Genomic DNA, 18,900 nt, shown 5'->3' with positions numbered 1-18,900 from the left:
TTATTTATTCCTGCATTGTATGATACACATTTTGTACATCATCATCTTCTTCAATTTTTTCGAGCAGTTTTTCAACATCCGCCACTTGTTCTTCAGTAAGTTGTTTTACAACTTGTGGTATACGTTCAAAACCTGAGGATAATATTTCAAGATTTCTATTTTCTAATTCTTTTTGAATATCTCCAAAACTTTCAAATGGCGCATAAATTAAAATTCCGTCTTCGTCAACAAAAACTTCTTCTGCACCAAAATCGATTAATTCTAATTCTAGTTCTTCAGGATCAATGCCTTCTGCGGGAATTCTAAAATTACAAGTATGATCAAACATAAACTCAACTGAACCAGAGGTGCCTAAACTTCCATCGCATTTATTAAAATAGCTTCTAACATTTGCAACGGTTCGGGTATTATTATCAGTTGCAGTTTCAACTAAAATTGCAATTCCGTGTGGTGCGTAGCCTTCAAAAAGTACTTCTTTGTAATCACCTTGATTTTTATCAGTCGCTCTTTTTATAGCCCTTTCAATATTGTCTTTTGGCATATTGACCGACTTGGCATTCTGAATTACTGCACGTAAACGCGAATTTGAATCAGGATCCGGACCGCCTTCTTTAACGGCCATAACAATATCCTTACCAATTCTTGTGAATGCTTTAGACATTGCTGCCCAACGTTTCATTTTTCTTGCTTTTCTAAATTCAAAAGCTCTTCCCATTATTACTCTATTTGATTGATAGCAAATTTAAGAAATTCAAGTTCAAGTTCAAGTCTTACTTAAAATTCAAAAATATAAGAACAAAAAGTTAGATTTTTGCTCTACTGTATTATTAGTTAGACGTATTATATTTAAACAAATCACTTGTTCTCAGTAACTATCTTCTCAATTGCATTCGCTAGTGAAAAGTCCTTTTCCGTTACACCGCCTGCATCATGTGTATTTAGTGCTATATGTACCGTTTTATACACATTACTCCAATCCGGATGATGGTTTTGCGCTTCACATTCAAATGCAATTCTTGTCATCATTGCAAATGCTTCCTTAAAGTTTGTAAAAGTAAAAGTCTTTTCAATTAAATTATCAGTATACTTCCACCCTGGAATATTTACTAATCTTTGTTCTATTTCCGTGGTTGTAAGCTTTTCCATTTTTTTAAATTAAGTTTAACTTGTATAATGGTGTTCAATTATTTCTTGACTATTGATTTGTAAATTTTTTGGTAGTTTGTAATCCTTTGGAAGTACTGCTAAATAACGTTCTTCATTGGTAGTAAATACTCTTTTGTAAATAGGATTAAAATTACCAATTCGATTAACTATTTCTTTAATAAAATCTTCGTGATGTACAAGATCATTGCTACCCAAATGAAAAACCCCTCTTTTATTTCTATTGATAAGATAATGAATTTGTTGCGTTAATTTATCATCATTGGTAACGTTCATTATTAGATTAGGAAAAACTTCAATAGGTTCATTATCTAAAATGAACTTTTTCATTTGTTTAATACGTGGCGATCCATTTCCAAAAACCATTGGAACACGTAAAATGGCCATTTTCTTTTTAGGAAGGCGCAATAACATGTTCTCTATTTTAATTTTCAATCTTCCATATACACTTTCAGAAAGTGTTTTATCATTTTCATACGATGGATATTTGCTATAAGCATCAAAAACATTTGCTGACGATAAAAAGAATAAAGCACAATCATTTTTAGAAATGTACTCTACAATGTGCTGGTGTGCTTGTACTTGGGCTGCAAAGTTTCCGCGAAGTGCCGAAATAATTATTTGCGGTTGTACCTTTTCTAATATTTGAAAAATGTCATCTTCTTGAAGGTCATACCGCGAAAATTGTTTATTATCTTCAAAGGATTTTCTAGCTGAAAAATAAGTGCCATACGTGTCAAAATATTTACATAGTTCTTTGTAAATAGATTGGCCAAGAAAACCACTACCGCCCAAAATAAGAACCTTTTTTGTATTTAACATTTAAAATATTGATTGCGCTGTTGCTGTGGTCAATTTCTCTAAAGCTTCCATCCCTAATTTTGAATTTCCTTTTGCGTTTAAGCCAGGTGCCCAAGTAGCTACACAATATTTGCCCGGTAATAGGGCTACAATTCCACCGCCAACACCACTTTTTCCTGGTAATCCGACTTCAAATGCAAACTCACCAGCTTCATCATAAAATCCGCAGGTTAGCATTAAGGCATTAATTCGTTTTTCTTGTCTGACAGTCAAAAAAGTTTTGCCTTGCTGGCATACACCCTTATTCATAAATGGATAAAAGGCTTTTGTCAATTGACTGCAAGACATCTTAAGTGAACATTGATGAAAATAAAAATCTAATACAGTTTCAACGTCATTTTTTAGATTGCCGTACGATTTCAATAAATTGGCAGCAGCGTAATTTCTATACCCTGTTTCTTTTTCAGATTTAGCAACTTCAATATCAAAATTGATGCTGTTATCATTGGTTAATTCTCTAACATAATTCAGAAATTCTAATTTAGGATTTTCTAAATTTGAAATTAGAATATCAGCTACTACAATAGCACCAGCATTGATTAATGGATTTCTTGGAATACCATTTTCCATTTCTAAAAGTGACAAATGATTGAATGGGTCGCCTGATGGTTCAACATCAACTCTTTTCCATAAGTCTTCACCAACAAGACTCATCGCTTGCCCAAGTGAAAGTACTTTTGAAATACTCTGAATTGAAAATAGTTCATCAGAGTCGCCAGCACTGTAATTATTTTTCGAGTTGTCCACTAAATGTATTCCGAATTTTGAATCATCTACTTTTGATAATTCTGGAATATAAGTGGCAATCTTACCTTTCTCCGTAGCTGTTAAACAATTACTAGCAATACCATCTAAAATCTCTTGATAATCAATCATTAATTGGTATAAAATGGAAGTTTTACAACCGTTGCTGGAATGGCTTTTTTACGTATCTGAATATATATTTTGCTACCAACCTCCGTGAAAATATTAGGCACATATCCTAAACCAATACCTTTGCTTAATGAAGGTGACATAGTACCAGAAGTGACTATTCCTATTTTATTACCTTGACTATCTACAATGTCATAATCATGGCGAGGTATGCCTCTTTCATCTAATTCAAAAGCAACAAGTTTACGTTCTGCTCCATGTTTTTTTTCTTTTTCTAGGGCATCTGCATTGACAAAATCTTTTGTAAATTTTGTAATCCAGCCTAAACCAGCTTCAAATGGTGAAGTGTTGTCATTAATATCATTTCCATATAAACAATAACCCATTTCTAAGCGTAATGTATCACGAGCAGCTAAACCAATTGGTTTGATACCAAATTCAGCACCGGCTTCAAAAACTTTATCCCAAATTTGTTTTACCTCGTCATTTTTACAATAGATTTCAAACCCTCCTGACCCTGTATAACCAGTTGCAGAAATAATAACATGTTCGATTCCTGCAAAATCAGCAACTTCAAAATTATAAAATTTGATTGCTGCTAAATCAATTGAAGTTAAAGATTGCATAGCCTCAACTGCCTTCGGACCCTGTATTGCTAATAACGAATAGTTTTCTGAAAGGTCGCGCATTTCTGCATTGAACTCCGTATTATATTTGCTAATATGAGCCCAGTCTTTTTCAATATTAGATGCATTAACCACTAACAAATATTGATTTTCTTTGATTCGATAAACAATTAAATCATCTACAATACCTCCAGTTTCATTAGGTAAGCAGCTATATTGTGCTTTGCCAATTGTCAATTTAGAGGCATCATTAGATGTAACCTTTTGAATAAGAGGCAGGGCGTTCTCACCGGATATCAAAAACTCACCCATGTGCGAAACATCAAAGACACCAACACCGTTTCTAATGGTCTCATGTTCAGCATTCACGCCTTCATAAGAAACAGGCATATTATATCCTGCAAACGGAACCATTTTGGCACCTAGCGCTTCGTGAGTTTTTGTTAAGGCAGTATTCTTCATGGATTATTTTAATTTTTGAAAGGTAAATTTATCGAAAATTAATGACAGCGATTCTCATTCCATCCTTAAACAATGTGAGAAATTCGTATTTTGCGGGGCTAAAGAAAATAATAATGAAACATATTGTACTTGTCTTTTTTATGCTAAATCTTTTAATTGGGCATGCTCAAGATACACCAACTGATTTTCTAACTGCTGATTTTCATAAAGAACGCAGAGCTTTGGTTCGTAAAATGATGCCTGCTAATAGTGTAGCGGTCTTGTTTGCAAATGCTGTACGAAACCGCGCAAATGATGTAGATTATATCTATCATCAAGACCCTGATTTTTATTATTTGACGGGCTATAATGAACCAAATGCAGTTTTACTAATTTTCTCTGAAAACCAGAAAAATACTGATGGAGAGTCATATAATGAAATGATATATGTACAAGAAAGAGATCCTGCTGCAGAACAGTGGAATGGAAAACGTTTAGGCGTAGAAGGGGTAAAAAGTAAGTTAGGGTTTGAATTGGCTTATAATGGGAGTGAATTTTCAAGTAATTCTATAGCCTTCGAATCGTTTGATAAAATTTTATTTTTTGATTTTAAGAATGATTATCGAGACACAAGTGATAAAGCTGACTTATACGATATGATAATGAGCTTTAAGGATAAAGTAAATTATCCTGTAGATTATTCTGCTACTAAACAGCAGATTTATACCATGATTAAATCTACCGAAATTGAAAATAGTGCTAACGTGGCGCAACGATTAGGACGCTATTTAACCAGAGATGAAAGTTTAAAAAACGATGAACTTTTAAATGGATATATAAATGCAACTGATGACAATCTTAGAAATGAAATAAAAGGGAAGATTTCACTAGAACTTGAGAAGAATAATTTGAACTCAGCTATCATTTCAGAAATAATGAATACGCTACGAGAAACCAAAACAAAAGAGGAAATGGTGCTTTTAAAAAAGGCCATTGAAATTTCATGTGTGGGTCAGATTGAAGTTATGAAAGCAATGCACCCCAATATGTCTGAGACAGAAATTCAAGGTGTACATGAATATGTATATAAAAAATATGGTGCGGAATATGAAGGTTATCCGTCAATTGTTGGTGGTGGAAATAATGGTTGTATTCTTCATTATATTGAAAACAATAAAACAAAAGTCGGTGACGATTTGGTTTTAATGGATTTGGGTGCAGAATACCATGGGTATACTGCTGATGTTACACGTACCATTCCTGCAAACGGAAAGTTTTCTGCTGAACAAAAGCAAATTTATGATATTGTTTATAAAGCACAAGAAGCGGGAATTAAAGCGAGTGTTGTTGGTGCTCCTTTTCAAGCGCCTGGTCAGGCTGCTTCAGAAATTGTTGCACAAGGTTTAGTTGATCTTGGTATTATAAAAACAGTTGAAGAGGCACGTACTTATTTTCCACATGGTACTTCGCATTATTTGGGTCTTGATGTGCATGATAAAGGTACTTATGGGCCTTTTAAGGCGAACACAGTTATAACGGTGGAGCCCGGAATTTATATACCTGAAGGTAGTGATTGTGATAAAAAATGGTGGGGTATAGCAGTTCGTATTGAAGATGATATCTTGATTACAGAAAATGGACCTATTAATCTTTCTGAAATGGCACCAAGAACAACTGAGGCCATTGAGGCGATGATGAAAAAAGCGAGCCCGTTAGATAAATTTGTACTGCCAAGTTTAGATTAGACTACTTAGTAGCCGGATAAAAAAAATCCTCAAGTACAACCATATAAAAATGATTGAATTTGAGGATTTTTTCTGTTCAGGTGAAATAATTATAAGGTGTTTACCGCTGTAATAAATACTCTTTTAGTTCAGCGTATTTTGAAATTCGAATCGATTTTTTCTCTTTATCCATAACGCTTTTTATTTGGGCAGGAATGGTTATTTGCTCACCAATGGTCTCTTCAACTACATCTAGAAACTTGACAGGATGTGCTGTTTCCAAGAAAATGCCATAAGTATTCGGATGGCTTTCTTGATATTTCTTTAATCCTAAATAGCCAACAGCTCCGTGTGGATCAGCTATATATTTCGAGTTTTTGTAAATTGAGCCAAGCGCTATTTTGGTTTCCTCATCAGTGAATGAATAGGAAGATAAATTGGTTTTCAAAAGTTCAAAATCATCTTGAAATAAATGACGAATTCGAATAAAGTTACTTGGGTCCCCAACATCCATAGCATTAGAAATTGTTGCTGTTGAAGGTTTGGGGTCGTACTTATTTGTACGCATAAATTCTGGTACTGTATCATTCACATTTGTTGCAGCCACAAAATGTTTTACTGGCATACCTAAACGTTGTGCAACGAGTCCAGCACAAATATTTCCGAAATTTCCTGAAGGAACAGAAAAAACAATTTCCTTTCCTTCCGATTTCGCTTGTTTATATGCAAATAAAAAGTAAAATAATTGCGGAAGCCATCTTGCTACATTTATAGAATTTGCAGATGTTAATTGCATTTTAGTTAGTAATGCTTCATCTAAAAATGCTGTCTTCACCATTTTTTGACAATCATCAAAAGTACCATCTACTTCAAGCGCAGTTATATTTTGACCTAAAGTAGTTAGTTGTCGCTCCTGTATATCACTAACTTTGCCACTAGGGTAGAGGATAACTACTTTTACGCCTTCAACGCCTAAAAACCCATTAGCTACCGCTCCTCCGGTATCACCAGATGTAGCGACCAAAACGGTTACATCATTTTTAGAATTTTCTGAATCTGAAAAATAGCCCAAACAATTTGCCATGAATCGTGCGCCCACATCTTTGAAAGCCATTGTAGGGCCATGAAAAAGTTCTAACGTAGCTACATTATCTTCTATGGGAACAACAGGAAAATTAAAGTCTAAAACCTTAGCAAGAATTTCTTTTAATTTTTCATTTGGTATATCAGCGGAAACGAATTGATGAATTGCATTAAAAGCAATTTCAAGGTTTGATAATTCTTCTATTCGCTCAAAAAAGCTATTCGGTAAAGGTTCAATAGTTTCAGGAAAATATAAGCCTTTGTCTGGCGCAATACCTGCCACGACTGCTGTTTTAAAAGATACTTGTGGAGCTTGTTTATTTAGACTGTAAAAATTCATATTTAATTTTAATTAACAGATGACCGATGACAAAGGTCGATTCATTGAAAATTTGAACGATTAATTATTTAATATTCTTTCTAAAAACGCTATGGTTAATTCATATTTCCTTAATTCCTGCTGCATTAATTTTCGAAACATGTACATCGTAATCAATACCAATATTTTGATATACTTCTTTCATACTAGTTGCAACTTTTTTAGCAGTTGCTTCGCCTTTACTAAATGCAAAAATAGATGGTCCTGAACCTGATATTCCACATCCTAGTGCACCTGATTTTATGGCCTCAGTTTTTACATTTTCAAACCCAGGAATTAAAATTGAACGTATGGGTTCAATAATATGATCCACCAAGGAACGTCCGATTAAATCATAATCACTTGTGAAAAGTCCGGCAACTAATCCGCCAACATTTCCCCATTGTTTAATACCCTGTGCTAAGGTAATATTGGTTTTTAAAACACTTCTAGAATCAGAAGTTTTAACTTCTATCTGCGGATGAATTACTGTTGCAAATAATTCATCTGGACTAGGAATTGGTATTACATCAAGTGGGTCATAACTTCGTACTAAAGTAAAACCACCAAATAGGGCAGGGGCTACATTATCAGCATGGGCTACACCACTTGCAAGGCGTTCACCTTCCATAGCAAATTTCACTAATTCTAATGTTGAGAAAGGTTCGCCTAATAATTTATTCATTGCCCAAACGGCACCAGTAGAACTTGCAGCACTGCTTCCAATACCACTACCAGCCTTGATTTTTTTATAGATTTCTATTTCAAAGCCCCCTTTATAATCACTATTTTCTAATAGCGCTAAACCAGCAACGCCAGCAACATTTTTTTCTGTTTCTAAGGGTAAATCTTGTCCGGTTAATTTTGTAATCTTAATTCCTTTATCAGAAGTTTTACGAACAACCATTTCATCACCAACGGCATCTAAGGCCACACCCAACACATCAAATCCGCAGGATATATTAGCAATAGTTGCTGGGCAAAAAATTCTTATTTCGTTCATCTTAATAATTTCCTATTCGTATAATATCTGCAAATATACCCGATGCTGTAACATCTGCACCAGCGCCTGCTCCTTTAATAATCATAGGTTGATTTGGATATCGTTCTGTGTAAAATAAAACGATGTTATCACTTCCTTCTAAATTATAAAAATCATGACCTTTCGGAATTTGTTGTAATCCAACGCTAGCCATTCCATCTTCATATTGCGCTACATATTTCAACTTACTTTCTTTTTCAGTAGCTTCTTGATATAGCTTTTGAAAATCACCTTCATACTTTATTAAAGATGCGAAAAAGTCTTCGTTATTTTTAGTATCTAGACTTTCTTTAGGTAAAAATGATTTGTTTTCAATATCGTCAATTTCTAATTGGTTACCGCTCTCACGAGCTAAAATTAGAATCTTACGCATCACATCAATTCCACTTAAATCAATTTTAGGATCGGGTTCGGTATAACCTTCTTCTTGCGCTTCCTTCACAATATCATGAAAGGTAGTTTTATCATTAAAATTATTGAAAACAAAATTTAGACTTCCTGAAAGTACCGCTTGTATTTTAAGAATTTTATCACCTGAAGCTATTAAATGTTTAAGCGTATCAATTATTGGTAGACCTGCCCCAACATTAGTTTCAAAAAGAAATGGTGCATTGTAAATTCTTGCTAGATCTTTAAGGTTACGGTAATTTTGATATGCTGATGAACACGCAATTTTATTACAGGTTACTACTGAAATACTATTGCCTAAATACGAACCATAGGTTGATGCAACTTCAGCACTGGCAGTATTATCTACTAAAATGCTATTTCGATAATTGAGACTTTGCACGGTTTCGTAAAACTTAGCTTTGTCTGCTTTTTGTCCGGCTGCTAAAGTAGACTCCCAATTCTTTAATGAAATGCCACCATCTTCAAAAACCATGGTTCTCGAATTTGAGATTCCGATAACCCGTATATTGAGTTTTAAATTTTCTTTTAAATATTTGCGCTGTTGTTTTACCTGCTCTAAAAATTTAGAACCTACGTTACCAACGCCCATTACAAATAAATTCAGCTGTTTTACATTTTCTTCAAAAAACTCTTCATGCAAAGCATTCAATGCTTTTTTTACATCATCTGAACTTATAACAGCTGAAATATTACGTTCAGAGGCGCCTTGAGCAATAGCCCTAATATTTACATTATTCTTACCGAGAGTGCTAAACATTTTACCGCTTAGGCCTTGGTGGCTTTTCATTTGATCACCAATAAGCGCAATAATTGCCAAGTTAGTCTCTGCCTTAACCGGATTTATTTTTCCTTGAGCAATTTCAAAAGCGAAAGCTGTATTTATTTTTTGTACGGCTTTTGATACATCTTTTTCTGATACACCAATACAAATAGAATGCTCTGAAGAAGCTTGAGTAATTAAGATAACATTTACTTCCGCTCTAGAAAGTTCGTCAAAAAAACGTGCAGAAATACCTGGTATACCAACCATCCCTGGACCTTCTAAAGATAAAAGTCCAACATTAACCACCGAACTAATACCACTAACAACTTTTTTATTTTCAGATTTTCCTTTGTTAATTAAAGTCCCGGGCGTTTCTGGTTCAAAAGTGTTTTTTATTAGGATAGGAACATTTCTAGAGAGAACAGGTTGAATTGTTGGTGGGTATAAAACCGATGCCCCAAAATGTGAAAGCTCCATTGCTTCTTCATAAGAAAGCTCAGGAATTGCTTTGGCTTGCTTTACAATACTAGGGTTAGCAGTATACATGCCGCTAACGTCTGTCCAGATTTCTAAAATTTCTGCATTGGTTGCTGCTGCAATAATTGCGGCCGAATAATCAGATCCACCTCGTCCTAATGTAGTGGTGTCACCGTTTTCTGCGGACGCAATAAATCCACCGAATACAGTAATCTTATGTTTATTTCCTTTGAAAAAATCATAACAATTTTTATAGGTCGTATCAAAATCAACTATCGCACCACCAAATTGTTGATTGGTTTTAATGAGCTCTCTTGTGTCTTTAAAAGCAACATCTAATCCTTCCGAAGAAAAATATTGTGCAATAATATAAGAGGATAAAAGCTCACCATGACTCACAATTTTATCGGAAAGTTTAGGAGTTAATTCCCCAATTGAGAAGGCACCTTCTAAAAGACTTTCTAGGGTGTTAATATCAGACTTAGCCTTACTAAGTACCGCGCTTTGGGCATTAATAGGTAACAAGTCTTTGATTCCGGTTAAATGTCGGGTCTCAATTTCTTTAACCAAACTGGTATAGGTTGGATCTTGTATTGAAGCTTTTTCAGCTGCCTGTAACAAAAGGTCGGTTACCCCACCAAATGCAGAAACTACCACTGCTATTTTATCGCTTTCATTTTTTGAAACGATTTCTTTTACCTGTTTTATGTTTTTTGCGTTAGCTACAGATGAGCCACCGAATTTGAGAACTTTCATGCTATAAAAGTTAAATTGAAAAATTGTATGAATATATAAGTACGAACGAGAAAATATTGCAGTTTACCCCAATGGGGTGATAGTAGATGTGCACGTGCCACCATTATTTGTTTGGAAAAAAAGAGTTCCTATGTTTGACTTGTTGCGTTCCATACTTCTGATAATGTATCAAAAGTAGTACATTTAACAACCCTAACAAACGATGGCTGTATTTTTTTACAGAATCCGCAAAAAATGATAAATACCATTAAGGAATGAGGATTTTCTCTGCAGATCAGATATACCAAGCTGACAAATTCACAATTGAAAAACACGGAATTAACAGTGATGACCTTATGGAAAGGGCTTCAATGCAAATTTTTAACTGGTTTCATTTGCGTATGCAAGGTGCGCCAGTAAAGATTCATTTATTCTGTGGTATCGGAAATAATGGCGGTGATGGCATTGCTCTAGCTCGCCATTTAATTGAGCACGGATATAATATTGAGGTCAATGTTGTCAATTATAGTGATAAACGATCTAAAGATTTTCTTATAAATCTAGACCGGTTAAAAGAAAGAAAATTGTGGCCGAACTTTATTGATAGCAATACTCCTTTCCCTAAAATTGGCCCTGATGATATAATTGTTGATGCCATTTTTGGTATCGGTTTGAACCGAGAACCAGATCGTTGGGTGAAAAATTTAATTGAATACCTCAATCATTCTGAAGCGTTTATAGTTTCGGTAGATTTGCCGTCGGGTATTTTCATGAATAGTATTTCTAAAAGTGATGAAGGTATTGTTCGATCGAATTATATATTAAGTTTTCAGGCACCTAAACTTATTTTCTTTCTTCCTGAGAATGCGCCATACATTGATAATTGGCAGGTTTTAGATATTGGTCTTGATCAAGAGTTTTTAACTAGTACTGAAACGGATTATGAGTTAATTGCGAAGCACGAGCTCTTAGCTTGGTATATTCCTAGAAAAAAATATTCACATAAGGGTGCTTATGGACATTCACTAATAATTGGGGGCACACATGGTAAAATTGGTGCTATGATTTTAACAGCAAAAGCTTGTTTACATGCGGGTACAGGCTTATTGACGGCTATGGTTCCTAATTGTGGTTTTATACCCATGCAAACATCGGTGCCTGAAGCCATGGTATTGACGGATGCTGATGAAAAAATAATATCTAAAATTAGTTATGATATTACTCCAACGGTCATAGGAATAGGTACTGGTATGGGGCAAGATCCTAAAACCAAAAAGGCTTTTAGTGATTTATTAAAGAATAATAACATTTCTTTGGTTATAGATGCCGATGCAATAAATCTATTGTCATCGAGCAAGACATTATTAAAAAAGTTACCGCCACAATCTATTCTAACTCCGCATGATAAAGAATTGGAGCGTCTAATTGGTGCTTGGGAAGACGATTTTGATAAATTAGCGATGGCTAAAGCGTTTTCTAAAAAATACGATTGTATTTTGGTTTTAAAAGGAGCTCATACCATTACCATATATAAAGATAAGGGCTATATAAATACGACAGGAAACCCCGGTATGGCTACAGCAGGTAGCGGTGATGTTTTAACTGGCGTAATTACGGCATTGGTAGCACAAGGTTATGCACCTCTGCGCGCTGCTGTATTTGGCGTATATCTTCATGGTAGTGCTGGTGATATTGGTGCTGAAGCTAGAGGATATTTAGCTTTGACGGCTAGTGACATTAGTGAGTATTTGGGCGATGCATTGTTAGATTTGTTTAAGTTACCTGAAGAGCCACAACCTATTGAACATGAAGCTGATAATCAAGATGATGATTAGTGTGAGTTTGTAATCTAATTCTAGATTACTTATTTTAAAGGTGTATTTATAAGCACCAACCATGTCTTTTAGAATTAACGCAGACCTTGTACCACTTTTTCGAGGACTCGTAACGGGTCTACAACCTTTTGCAGCAGCGCAAGATGTGCAGTTATTGTTTGAATCGACTGTTAAAAATTTATATGCTTCTTATAATCCTGAAGAAGCACTTTCTGAAATTACTGTTCTTTTGAGCCGTGTGGTTAGTTTTACTCCGCAGTCATATACTGTGAAAGTTTTTGTGGGTGAGTGTGAACAAAATAATGATCGATGTCTACTTGTAATTGAAAACACTGGTGTTGATTTGTCAAAGCTTGGTGAAATATTATCGGCTGTTAAAAGCGGTTTACAAGTTGAAAAATTTCCGAAAGGCACGCGATTTACAGTTTCAATTCCCACAAAGAAAAATGGAAATGCTGTTGTACAAGTAAATAGCAATGGCACGCTTCTTCCGAAGAAATATCCTATGTATTTTTCCGCCGTGAAAAATAGACTCGCTACACATTTTTCGAATACCGAAAATTTAGAAAAAGCGGCAGCATCTAAAAGTAATAATGAGGGTGTTTTCCTTAAAAAGGTGAATGCCGTAATTAATTCTCATATGTCTGATGCTGAGTTTAAGGTAGATGCCTTAGCAAATGCGATGGCTTTAAGTAGAACACAATTGTTTCGAAAGATAAAAAGCCTAACTCAAATGTCTCCTCAACAATATTTACGATATGTGCGGTTAGAAAAGGCGAAGAAATTGTTGCAGTCAAAAAATGAAAACTTAAATGTTAGCGAAGTATGTTATCAGGTTGGTTTTGCAAGCAAAAGTCATTTTACCAGAACTTTTCAAAAAGAATTTGGTTTTAACCCTTCCGATTTTACGAAGGCTAAAATGTAACCTAAGTTCAATTTTTTGCAACATAGGGTCAATTCAAAGTTTGAAAGTCATCCTAACTTTGAGGAAAACTAAAAAGTATATATCACCTTTAAACATAACCTTATGGATCAACTAAAAAAAAACCGTGAGTTCATTATTAATTATTTCAATGCAATGTCAGGTGCAGATAAGACCAGAGAACTTTGCGAAAAATATACCAATGATCAAGAATTAATCGCCCATATTGAATTTTTTGAAGCAGCCTTTCCGAAGTATGAACTTTTTATCGAAGAAATCATGACGGAAGGAAACAAAGTACTTATTCAAGCACGATTGAACGGTACACACTCTGGAGAGTTTAATGGAATACCCGCAACAGGTAGAAATATAGATTTACCCTTTGCCATTCGATATACTATGGAAGATGGCCTTATTACGGATCATTGGCTGATAGCTGACCAAATGTTACTTATGGAACAATTGGGGGTGATGGAACCACAGACTACTCATAACTAAAATCACTAATATGGATGCCCTGAAGAAAAATCGGGAATTCATTATCAAGTATTTTAATGCGATATCAGGTGTTGCAAAGACTCGTGAGCTTTGTGCAAAATATATGCGTGATGAAAAACTATTTGAGCATATTGAGTTTTTTGAAAGTGCTTTTCCTAAATACGAACTCTTTATTGAAGAGATGGTAACTGAACGAAACAAAGTAATAGTTCAGGGACGAGCTACAGGAATTCATAAAGGAGAGTTTAATGGAATTCCGCCCACCGGCAGAAAAATGGATTTGCCATTTGTAATTCGGTATACCATAGAAAACCTAATGATAGTAGATATGTGGCTCATTGCGGATCAAATGATTTTGATGGAGCAACTTGGTGTTATACAAACAGATGAAATTGATAATTAGTAAAAAGAAATAATAATGAAAAAAACAACCATTATAGTAATCGCATTTTTCATTCTTTCATCATGTCAAGAAAAAAAAGAAATTCATATTAGTGAAGCAGCATTAGCTGAATTAAAGGCTTATGATGATTCACAAAAGATTGAAAAAAATACGAAGGAGTTCATTAAAAATTATGTGAATGATGCAAATTCAATTGATTGGAAAACAAAACTGCCACAGTATTTATCATCAAACATTAACGAATTTGTAGAAGAGCATTCGGCTTATAGAAATTCATTCCATAATTATAAATCAACTATAAAACATTTAACGGTATCGGGTAATGAGGGTACGGTGTGGCTGAGTATTACCGCAACTTATGCTGAAAATTATGATTTTGAAAATAGTGGTTATGGCGATGAACTGTTTAATGGCATTGATGCAAAAAATCAAAATCTTACATGGGACGAAATCTGGTATTTTAATGTAGTTGACGGCAAATTTGGCGATAAATGGGATTTTATGAAGGACAACTACAAAATTATGAAAGACCTAAAAGCAGCTGAATAACCTTAATATTAAGTTCAAACTATACTTTGTATATTTAAATACACTAATCAAGCATTTTAGAATTTTACTTTTTGCATTTTATTGTAGAATTCTTAAATGCGTATTTTAAATATGCAATACAAGAAATTTAAACCTGATAAGGCACTTTCTGAATTTGTAGAGTGTTATTTTTCTTGGGAAGGAACCACCGATGGGCCAAGGGATTTAGAGAGCCCACCAAGCGCACTTTGTTCTTTGGTGTTCAATTTAGGTGATGCCTACGAAATATCCAATTACAAGTATGAACGAAATTCAGTGCCCAAAACCTTTATTGGAGGACAAGCTATAAAAAATTATACACTTCATTTAGAAGGCAATATTTCAATGATTGGGGCTGTTTTAAAGCCATCTGCGCTTTTCAATTTTTATAATATTCCTATGTACGGGTTTACGGGCGAACGCATTGACTTTCTTGAAGTAGAAAAAGAAATGGGTGCGGATATTCAATGTAGAATGAAAAAGGCCGTAAATACGCAAAAAAGAATTGCCATCATTGAAGAGTATTTTTTGGGACGTTTGGCTTCGACCAATTTTGCAACAAAAGAAATAGTGAAGGCGGCAAACGAAATTTATGATAAAAAAGGACACTTGAATGTTTTGGAGTTCTTGGAAAGTGTGCCTATGAGTCGTAGAAATTTTGAACGGAAATTTTTAAACGAAGTTGGGGTTAGCCCAAAGACATATGCCAAGATTAGAAGATTTGGCAATACTTGCCTGCTCATGTCCGGTAAACGGGAGGTCAATTTAATGGACGTGCTTCATGAAGGCGGTTATTACGACCAAAGTCATTTTATAAAAGACTTTAAATACTTTTCTGGCCGTACACCAAAAAAGTATGCCAAGACCAATGTTGAATTGGCCAACTACATTGATCAGGTAAGTATTGTCGAGCGACGGCTTTTTGACGAAAATTGACTTTAATAATTTCTCGACTGATTGAATTTGGCGCATTCTTACAATTTATAAAATGATTGGTCTTATAAATTTGGAGGAACTAAAAAATAAAAAATCATGGAAGCATTAAAAAAAGCAACGCATTTGGATCCGCTTTTCCTTTTATGGAAAAATCGTACGGTAGATTTTATGAACGCCTATCAAGAACAAGATGTAGCCCGTATGTTGGTTAATTGTACCGAAGATTGTACGGTAGCTTTTCTGCCTCTGGGTTCTGATGGAGCGGGAAATATTCATGAAGTAGGCAAAGCAATATGGAGTAATATTATTGAATGTTTTCCGACCATAGACAATACGGTGCATTCCATAGTTATGGATAACGGTGATGTACGTTGCGAGGCAAGTATTACGGGTAGGCAAGAGAAAGATTTTGCGGGTTTGGCTTCCAAGGGAAACACATTTGAAGAAGAACATATTTTTATTTTTAAGATGAATGAGCCCGGTTATATAGAAGCGGTTTCTGTGAATTGGAATCACGATAGTTTGGTAAAACAATTGACCGAAGATCAAGGTGCTATGAGCGATGAAGATCGAGCCAATTTGTTACATCAAATCGCCGCGGACTATGTTGTTAAAGGTCTTGGCGGAAAGAATTTCGATGTAATTCCTTATCATGAAGAAGTAGAGCTTCGCGCTCCCATACATCCCGAAGGTTCCGAAACTGCTATGAACGGGCGAGCCTTTATAAAGGAAAACTGGTGGGCACCCTTGCCCGATTTGGTATCCGCTACAGAACTTTTAGAGACGTATATCAACAAAGATTTGAGTGCCGTAACAGTTGAATTTTATTGTCATATCGCCGAACCGAAATGTACACTTAGAATCGTTGATCGATTTGTAATTGACAAGGATGGTAAAATTTTAAAACAAGAAAATTTCTTTGACCCGAGGGATATTACAAACCGCGGTTGGCGTTAAGAACACGCTCCCATCAATTTATTTTAAAAAGGTAACCTGGTAGCAATTCTTTGCATCGCAGAGGCAATTTTTCATGGGATAAATCTGATAATTTTAGTGCAATTGTTCAAGTGGGGCCATCAAAGTTGAGGTCCGAATTTTCTGGACAAATAAAACTATGGCATGAAGCTATTCAAGAATAATATCAAAAATTCGAAAAAAAGGATCGGTAATGGGCCGAAGTTTAGAATCTTATTCAGCACGCCAAGATTTATGCTGCATTTTAGTACATTTGAGAGTAACGAGCGGCTAATTCCGTTTCAACAACCAAGTGCTATTTTGCAAGAAAACACTACCAAAAAGAACGATAAACATCCATTAATTGCAAAGCTGGAAACCTTTGTTAATGCCAATCTGCACAACGAACAATTTGGTGTGGAACAGTTGGCTGAAATGATGGGCATGAGCCGTTCGCACCTGCATCGCAAACTGCATAAGATAAAGGGGAAGTCCATCAGTAGGTTTATTCGCGAGTATCGCTTGGAAGCCGCGCGAAAAATGCTCATTGAAAAAGAGATGACCGCTTCCGAGGTTTCCCATGCGGTGGGTTTTGGCAGTCCGTCGTATTTCAATAAATGTTTTGCAGAGTATTTCGGGTATTCCCCAGGTAAGGCGCGGTTAAAGGTCGGCCAAGAGATAATTAGAAATACTCAATCAAAATCTTCCAAAAACAAAATATTCTTGTGGTTAAGCGGACTGGCTGCCGCGATTTTAGTAGGATTCTTGATTTTTTCTCTGAATAAAAAGGAAGAGGTTGTAGCTGAAACGACTCCCGAGGAAAAATCGATAATTGTACTTCCTTTTAAAAATCTGAGCTCAGATGAGGAGAATCAATATTTGGCCGATGGTATGGTGGACGCTATTAGTCTGCATTTGTCGGAAATTGGAGAGTTAAAAGTACTCTCGTCATCTGCATCGGGAGAATTGACTTCTGTGAAAGAAATCGGAGAAAAACTTGAAGTAGTTAATGTACTTCAAGGCAGCATACAAAGACAAGATTCCCTACTACGTGTCGAAATAAAATTGATAAACACCTCGGATGAAAAACAGTTATGGGCTGAGAGCTATGATCGGAAGATCTTCGATGCTTTACTTGTGCAAAGTGAAATTGCACAGCGTGTAGCAAAAATTATGAAAGTCAAATTGTCATCAAAAGAAAAAAGTAATATTGAAAAGAGGACTTCTTATTCGCCAGAGGCCTATGATAATTTTTTAAAGGGTTGGTACAACTTTAATCAGTTCAGCCAAGAGGGACAGCAAAAGGCGTTCAAGTATTTCGAGGAAGCTATATCTATCGATTCTACGATGGCATCCGCATATTTGGGAATGGCTATGTATTATCAAGTAAAAGCATCCGTTTGGGGAGCGGAATTTACCGTCGAAGAAGCTTTTTCCAAAGCAAAACCATATTTGGACAAAACTCTTGAACTTGATCCAGAATTAAAAGAAGGTTATGGTTGGAAGGCCTTTGAAAGACTTTTTGGTAGTTGGGACTTTGGAGGAAGTGAAGAGAATTATAAGATAAGTATTGAATCAAAGTTTCCAGTTTTTTTAGCACTTTACGCTAATTTTTTACATTATGAAAACAGGCACGCTGAAGGTTTTGAGATTGCAGATAGATTGAATAGAGAGTATCCCTATTATCCCAATAACCAAATGTTATTATCTTATTATTATAATAAAAAGTACGAGGAAGGCCTTGAATTTATGGAAACAAGGTTGAAACTATATTCTAATTATTATACTTATGACACCGCTGGATTTTTTAGTTTGAACACGGGCGATTACGATAGTGCCATTTCTCTTTTTCAGAAGGCTATTGATCTGGAGGGTAATCGTTTTCCGCGAATGCTTAGTTGGATGGGAGCAGCCAACGCCCATAAAGGCGAAACAAAAAAAGCACTTAAACTTCTAAACGAACTCAAAGCATTAAAGAAAAAAACCGATGCCGGCTCCCCAGCTTTTTTTGTCGCAATAATCCATTCCGCCCTCGGCGAAAAAGAAGAAGCTTTAAAATGGCTCAAAATTGCCGTCGATGACCATGAAATGGAAATCCCATGGCTGGTCAGCGAACCCCAATTATACCCTTTACACGGCATGCCAGAATTTGATGCCTTGGTAAAACAAGTTGGGTTTCGCGAGCATGCTTATCCGGTGGAGTTGCCGAATTTAGTAGATTAGTATT

17 protein-coding genes are annotated in these 18,900 nt (G+C 35.3%); 9 read left to right on the top strand and 8 right to left on the bottom strand.

Going from position 1 to position 18,900, the window contains the following annotated elements; all coding sequences use genetic code 11:
- Positions 1–4: 4 nt before the first annotated feature.
- From JQC67_RS16905 to gcvT, 5 genes are all read right to left on the bottom strand, one after another.
- Complete coding sequence (locus JQC67_RS16905; protein ID WP_203254093.1) at positions 5–715, bottom strand: YebC/PmpR family DNA-binding transcriptional regulator; 711 nt, start codon at positions 713–715, stop codon at positions 5–7.
- A gap of 140 nt (positions 716–855) precedes the next feature.
- Positions 856–1,146 carry a 4a-hydroxytetrahydrobiopterin dehydratase gene (locus tag JQC67_RS16900; RefSeq protein ID WP_203254092.1) on the bottom strand — a complete coding sequence of 97 codons (291 nt, stop codon included), beginning with the start codon at positions 1,144–1,146 and terminating at the stop codon, positions 856–858.
- A 15-nt stretch (positions 1,147–1,161) separates the two neighbouring features.
- Positions 1,162–1,986 carry a sugar nucleotide-binding protein gene (locus JQC67_RS16895; protein WP_203254091.1) on the bottom strand — a complete coding sequence of 275 codons (825 nt, stop codon included), beginning with the start codon at positions 1,984–1,986 and terminating at the stop codon, positions 1,162–1,164.
- On the bottom strand, positions 1,987–2,901 hold the full coding sequence (locus tag JQC67_RS16890; protein ID WP_203254090.1) for a glutaminase: 915 nt from the start codon (positions 2,899–2,901) through the stop codon (positions 1,987–1,989).
- On the bottom strand, positions 2,901–3,986 hold the full coding sequence (gene gcvT / locus JQC67_RS16885; protein WP_203254089.1) for a glycine cleavage system aminomethyltransferase GcvT: 1,086 nt from the start codon (positions 3,984–3,986) through the stop codon (positions 2,901–2,903). Before gcvT ends, JQC67_RS16890 begins: the two co-directional genes overlap by 1 nt.
- A gap of 113 nt (positions 3,987–4,099) precedes the next feature.
- Here gcvT and JQC67_RS16880 point away from each other — a divergent pair, with 113 nt between their 5' ends.
- On the top strand, positions 4,100–5,710 hold the full coding sequence (locus tag JQC67_RS16880; protein ID WP_203254088.1) for an aminopeptidase P N-terminal domain-containing protein: 1,611 nt from the start codon (positions 4,100–4,102) through the stop codon (positions 5,708–5,710).
- A 100-nt stretch (positions 5,711–5,810) separates the two neighbouring features.
- Here the strand turns inward: JQC67_RS16880 and thrC are convergent, their stop codons facing one another.
- The 3 genes from thrC to thrA all read right to left on the bottom strand — a co-directional run bounded on the left by thrC (position 5,811) and on the right by thrA (position 10,579).
- Positions 5,811–7,112 (bottom strand): threonine synthase, encoded by a 1,302-nt coding sequence (gene thrC, locus JQC67_RS16875; RefSeq protein ID WP_203254087.1) that lies wholly within the window; start codon positions 7,110–7,112, stop codon positions 5,811–5,813.
- Between the two features lie 100 nt (positions 7,113–7,212).
- Complete coding sequence (locus tag JQC67_RS16870) at positions 7,213–8,133, bottom strand: homoserine kinase (protein WP_203254086.1); 921 nt, start codon at positions 8,131–8,133, stop codon at positions 7,213–7,215.
- Between the two features lies 1 nt (position 8,134).
- Positions 8,135–10,579, bottom strand: coding sequence for a bifunctional aspartate kinase/homoserine dehydrogenase I (gene thrA / locus JQC67_RS16865; RefSeq protein ID WP_203254085.1), 2,445 nt, complete (start codon positions 10,577–10,579; stop codon positions 8,135–8,137).
- Positions 10,580–10,833: 254 nt separating this feature from the next.
- Between thrA and JQC67_RS16860 the strand changes: the two genes are divergently transcribed.
- The 8 genes from JQC67_RS16860 to JQC67_RS16825 all read left to right on the top strand — a co-directional run bounded on the left by JQC67_RS16860 (position 10,834) and on the right by JQC67_RS16825 (position 18,896).
- Entirely contained in the window at positions 10,834–12,393 is a 1,560-nt protein-coding gene (locus JQC67_RS16860) for an NAD(P)H-hydrate dehydratase (RefSeq protein ID WP_203254084.1), read from the top strand.
- A gap of 61 nt (positions 12,394–12,454) precedes the next feature.
- Positions 12,455–13,318, top strand: a complete 864-nt coding sequence (locus tag JQC67_RS16855) for a helix-turn-helix transcriptional regulator (RefSeq protein WP_203254083.1) — start codon at positions 12,455–12,457, stop codon at positions 13,316–13,318.
- 102 nt (positions 13,319–13,420) lie between these two features.
- On the top strand, positions 13,421–13,813 hold the full coding sequence (locus JQC67_RS16850) for an ester cyclase (RefSeq protein ID WP_203254082.1): 393 nt from the start codon (positions 13,421–13,423) through the stop codon (positions 13,811–13,813).
- 10 nt (positions 13,814–13,823) lie between these two features.
- Positions 13,824–14,216 carry an ester cyclase gene (locus JQC67_RS16845; protein ID WP_203254081.1) on the top strand — a complete coding sequence of 131 codons (393 nt, stop codon included), beginning with the start codon at positions 13,824–13,826 and terminating at the stop codon, positions 14,214–14,216.
- Between the two features lie 15 nt (positions 14,217–14,231).
- The gene (locus tag JQC67_RS16840) at positions 14,232–14,765 is read left to right on the top strand and encodes a hypothetical protein (RefSeq protein ID WP_203254080.1); all 534 of its coding nucleotides are present in this window, start codon (positions 14,232–14,234) and stop codon (positions 14,763–14,765) included.
- Positions 14,766–14,876: 111 nt separating this feature from the next.
- On the top strand, positions 14,877–15,719 hold the full coding sequence (locus JQC67_RS16835) for an AraC family transcriptional regulator (protein WP_203254079.1): 843 nt from the start codon (positions 14,877–14,879) through the stop codon (positions 15,717–15,719).
- 96 nt (positions 15,720–15,815) lie between these two features.
- Positions 15,816–16,676 (top strand): nuclear transport factor 2-like protein, encoded by an 861-nt coding sequence (locus tag JQC67_RS16830; protein ID WP_203254078.1) that lies wholly within the window; start codon positions 15,816–15,818, stop codon positions 16,674–16,676.
- A 162-nt stretch (positions 16,677–16,838) separates the two neighbouring features.
- On the top strand, positions 16,839–18,896 hold the full coding sequence (locus JQC67_RS16825) for a helix-turn-helix domain-containing protein (RefSeq protein ID WP_203254077.1): 2,058 nt from the start codon (positions 16,839–16,841) through the stop codon (positions 18,894–18,896).
- Positions 18,897–18,900: the final 4 nt, after the last annotated feature.

The organism is Aurantibacter crassamenti (assembly GCF_016811105.1).
In the GTDB taxonomy this organism is placed as follows: domain Bacteria; phylum Bacteroidota; class Bacteroidia; order Flavobacteriales; family Flavobacteriaceae; genus Aurantibacter_A; species Aurantibacter_A crassamenti.
Note: the sequence above shows the minus strand (reverse complement) of the source record. Positions and strands in the feature narration are given on the sequence as shown.

Bases quoted from the DNA above. Each gene is read 5' to 3' on its own strand.
- JQC67_RS16905 (WP_203254093.1), bottom strand. From the start codon at position 715: ATGGGAAGAGCTTTTGAATTTAGAAAAGCAAGAAAAATGAAACGTTGG.
- JQC67_RS16900 (WP_203254092.1), bottom strand. From the start codon at position 1,146: ATGGAAAAGCTTACAACCACGGAAATAGAACAAAGATTAGTAAATATT.
- JQC67_RS16895 (WP_203254091.1), bottom strand. From the start codon at position 1,986: ATGTTAAATACAAAAAAGGTTCTTATTTTGGGCGGTAGTGGTTTTCTT.
- JQC67_RS16890 (WP_203254090.1), bottom strand. From the start codon at position 2,901: ATGATTGATTATCAAGAGATTTTAGATGGTATTGCTAGTAATTGTTTA.
- gcvT (WP_203254089.1), bottom strand. From the start codon at position 3,986: ATGAAGAATACTGCCTTAACAAAAACTCACGAAGCGCTAGGTGCCAAA.
- JQC67_RS16880 (WP_203254088.1), top strand. From the start codon at position 4,100: ATGAAACATATTGTACTTGTCTTTTTTATGCTAAATCTTTTAATTGGG.
- thrC (WP_203254087.1), bottom strand. From the start codon at position 7,112: ATGAATTTTTACAGTCTAAATAAACAAGCTCCACAAGTATCTTTTAAA.
- JQC67_RS16870 (WP_203254086.1), bottom strand. From the start codon at position 8,133: ATGAACGAAATAAGAATTTTTTGCCCAGCAACTATTGCTAATATATCC.
- thrA (WP_203254085.1), bottom strand. From the start codon at position 10,579: ATGAAAGTTCTCAAATTCGGTGGCTCATCTGTAGCTAACGCAAAAAAC.
- JQC67_RS16860 (WP_203254084.1), top strand. From the start codon at position 10,834: ATGAGGATTTTCTCTGCAGATCAGATATACCAAGCTGACAAATTCACA.
- JQC67_RS16855 (WP_203254083.1), top strand. From the start codon at position 12,455: ATGTCTTTTAGAATTAACGCAGACCTTGTACCACTTTTTCGAGGACTC.
- JQC67_RS16850 (WP_203254082.1), top strand. From the start codon at position 13,421: ATGGATCAACTAAAAAAAAACCGTGAGTTCATTATTAATTATTTCAAT.
- JQC67_RS16845 (WP_203254081.1), top strand. From the start codon at position 13,824: ATGGATGCCCTGAAGAAAAATCGGGAATTCATTATCAAGTATTTTAAT.
- JQC67_RS16840 (WP_203254080.1), top strand. From the start codon at position 14,232: ATGAAAAAAACAACCATTATAGTAATCGCATTTTTCATTCTTTCATCA.
- JQC67_RS16835 (WP_203254079.1), top strand. From the start codon at position 14,877: ATGCAATACAAGAAATTTAAACCTGATAAGGCACTTTCTGAATTTGTA.
- JQC67_RS16830 (WP_203254078.1), top strand. From the start codon at position 15,816: ATGGAAGCATTAAAAAAAGCAACGCATTTGGATCCGCTTTTCCTTTTA.
- JQC67_RS16825 (WP_203254077.1), top strand. From the start codon at position 16,839: ATGAAGCTATTCAAGAATAATATCAAAAATTCGAAAAAAAGGATCGGT.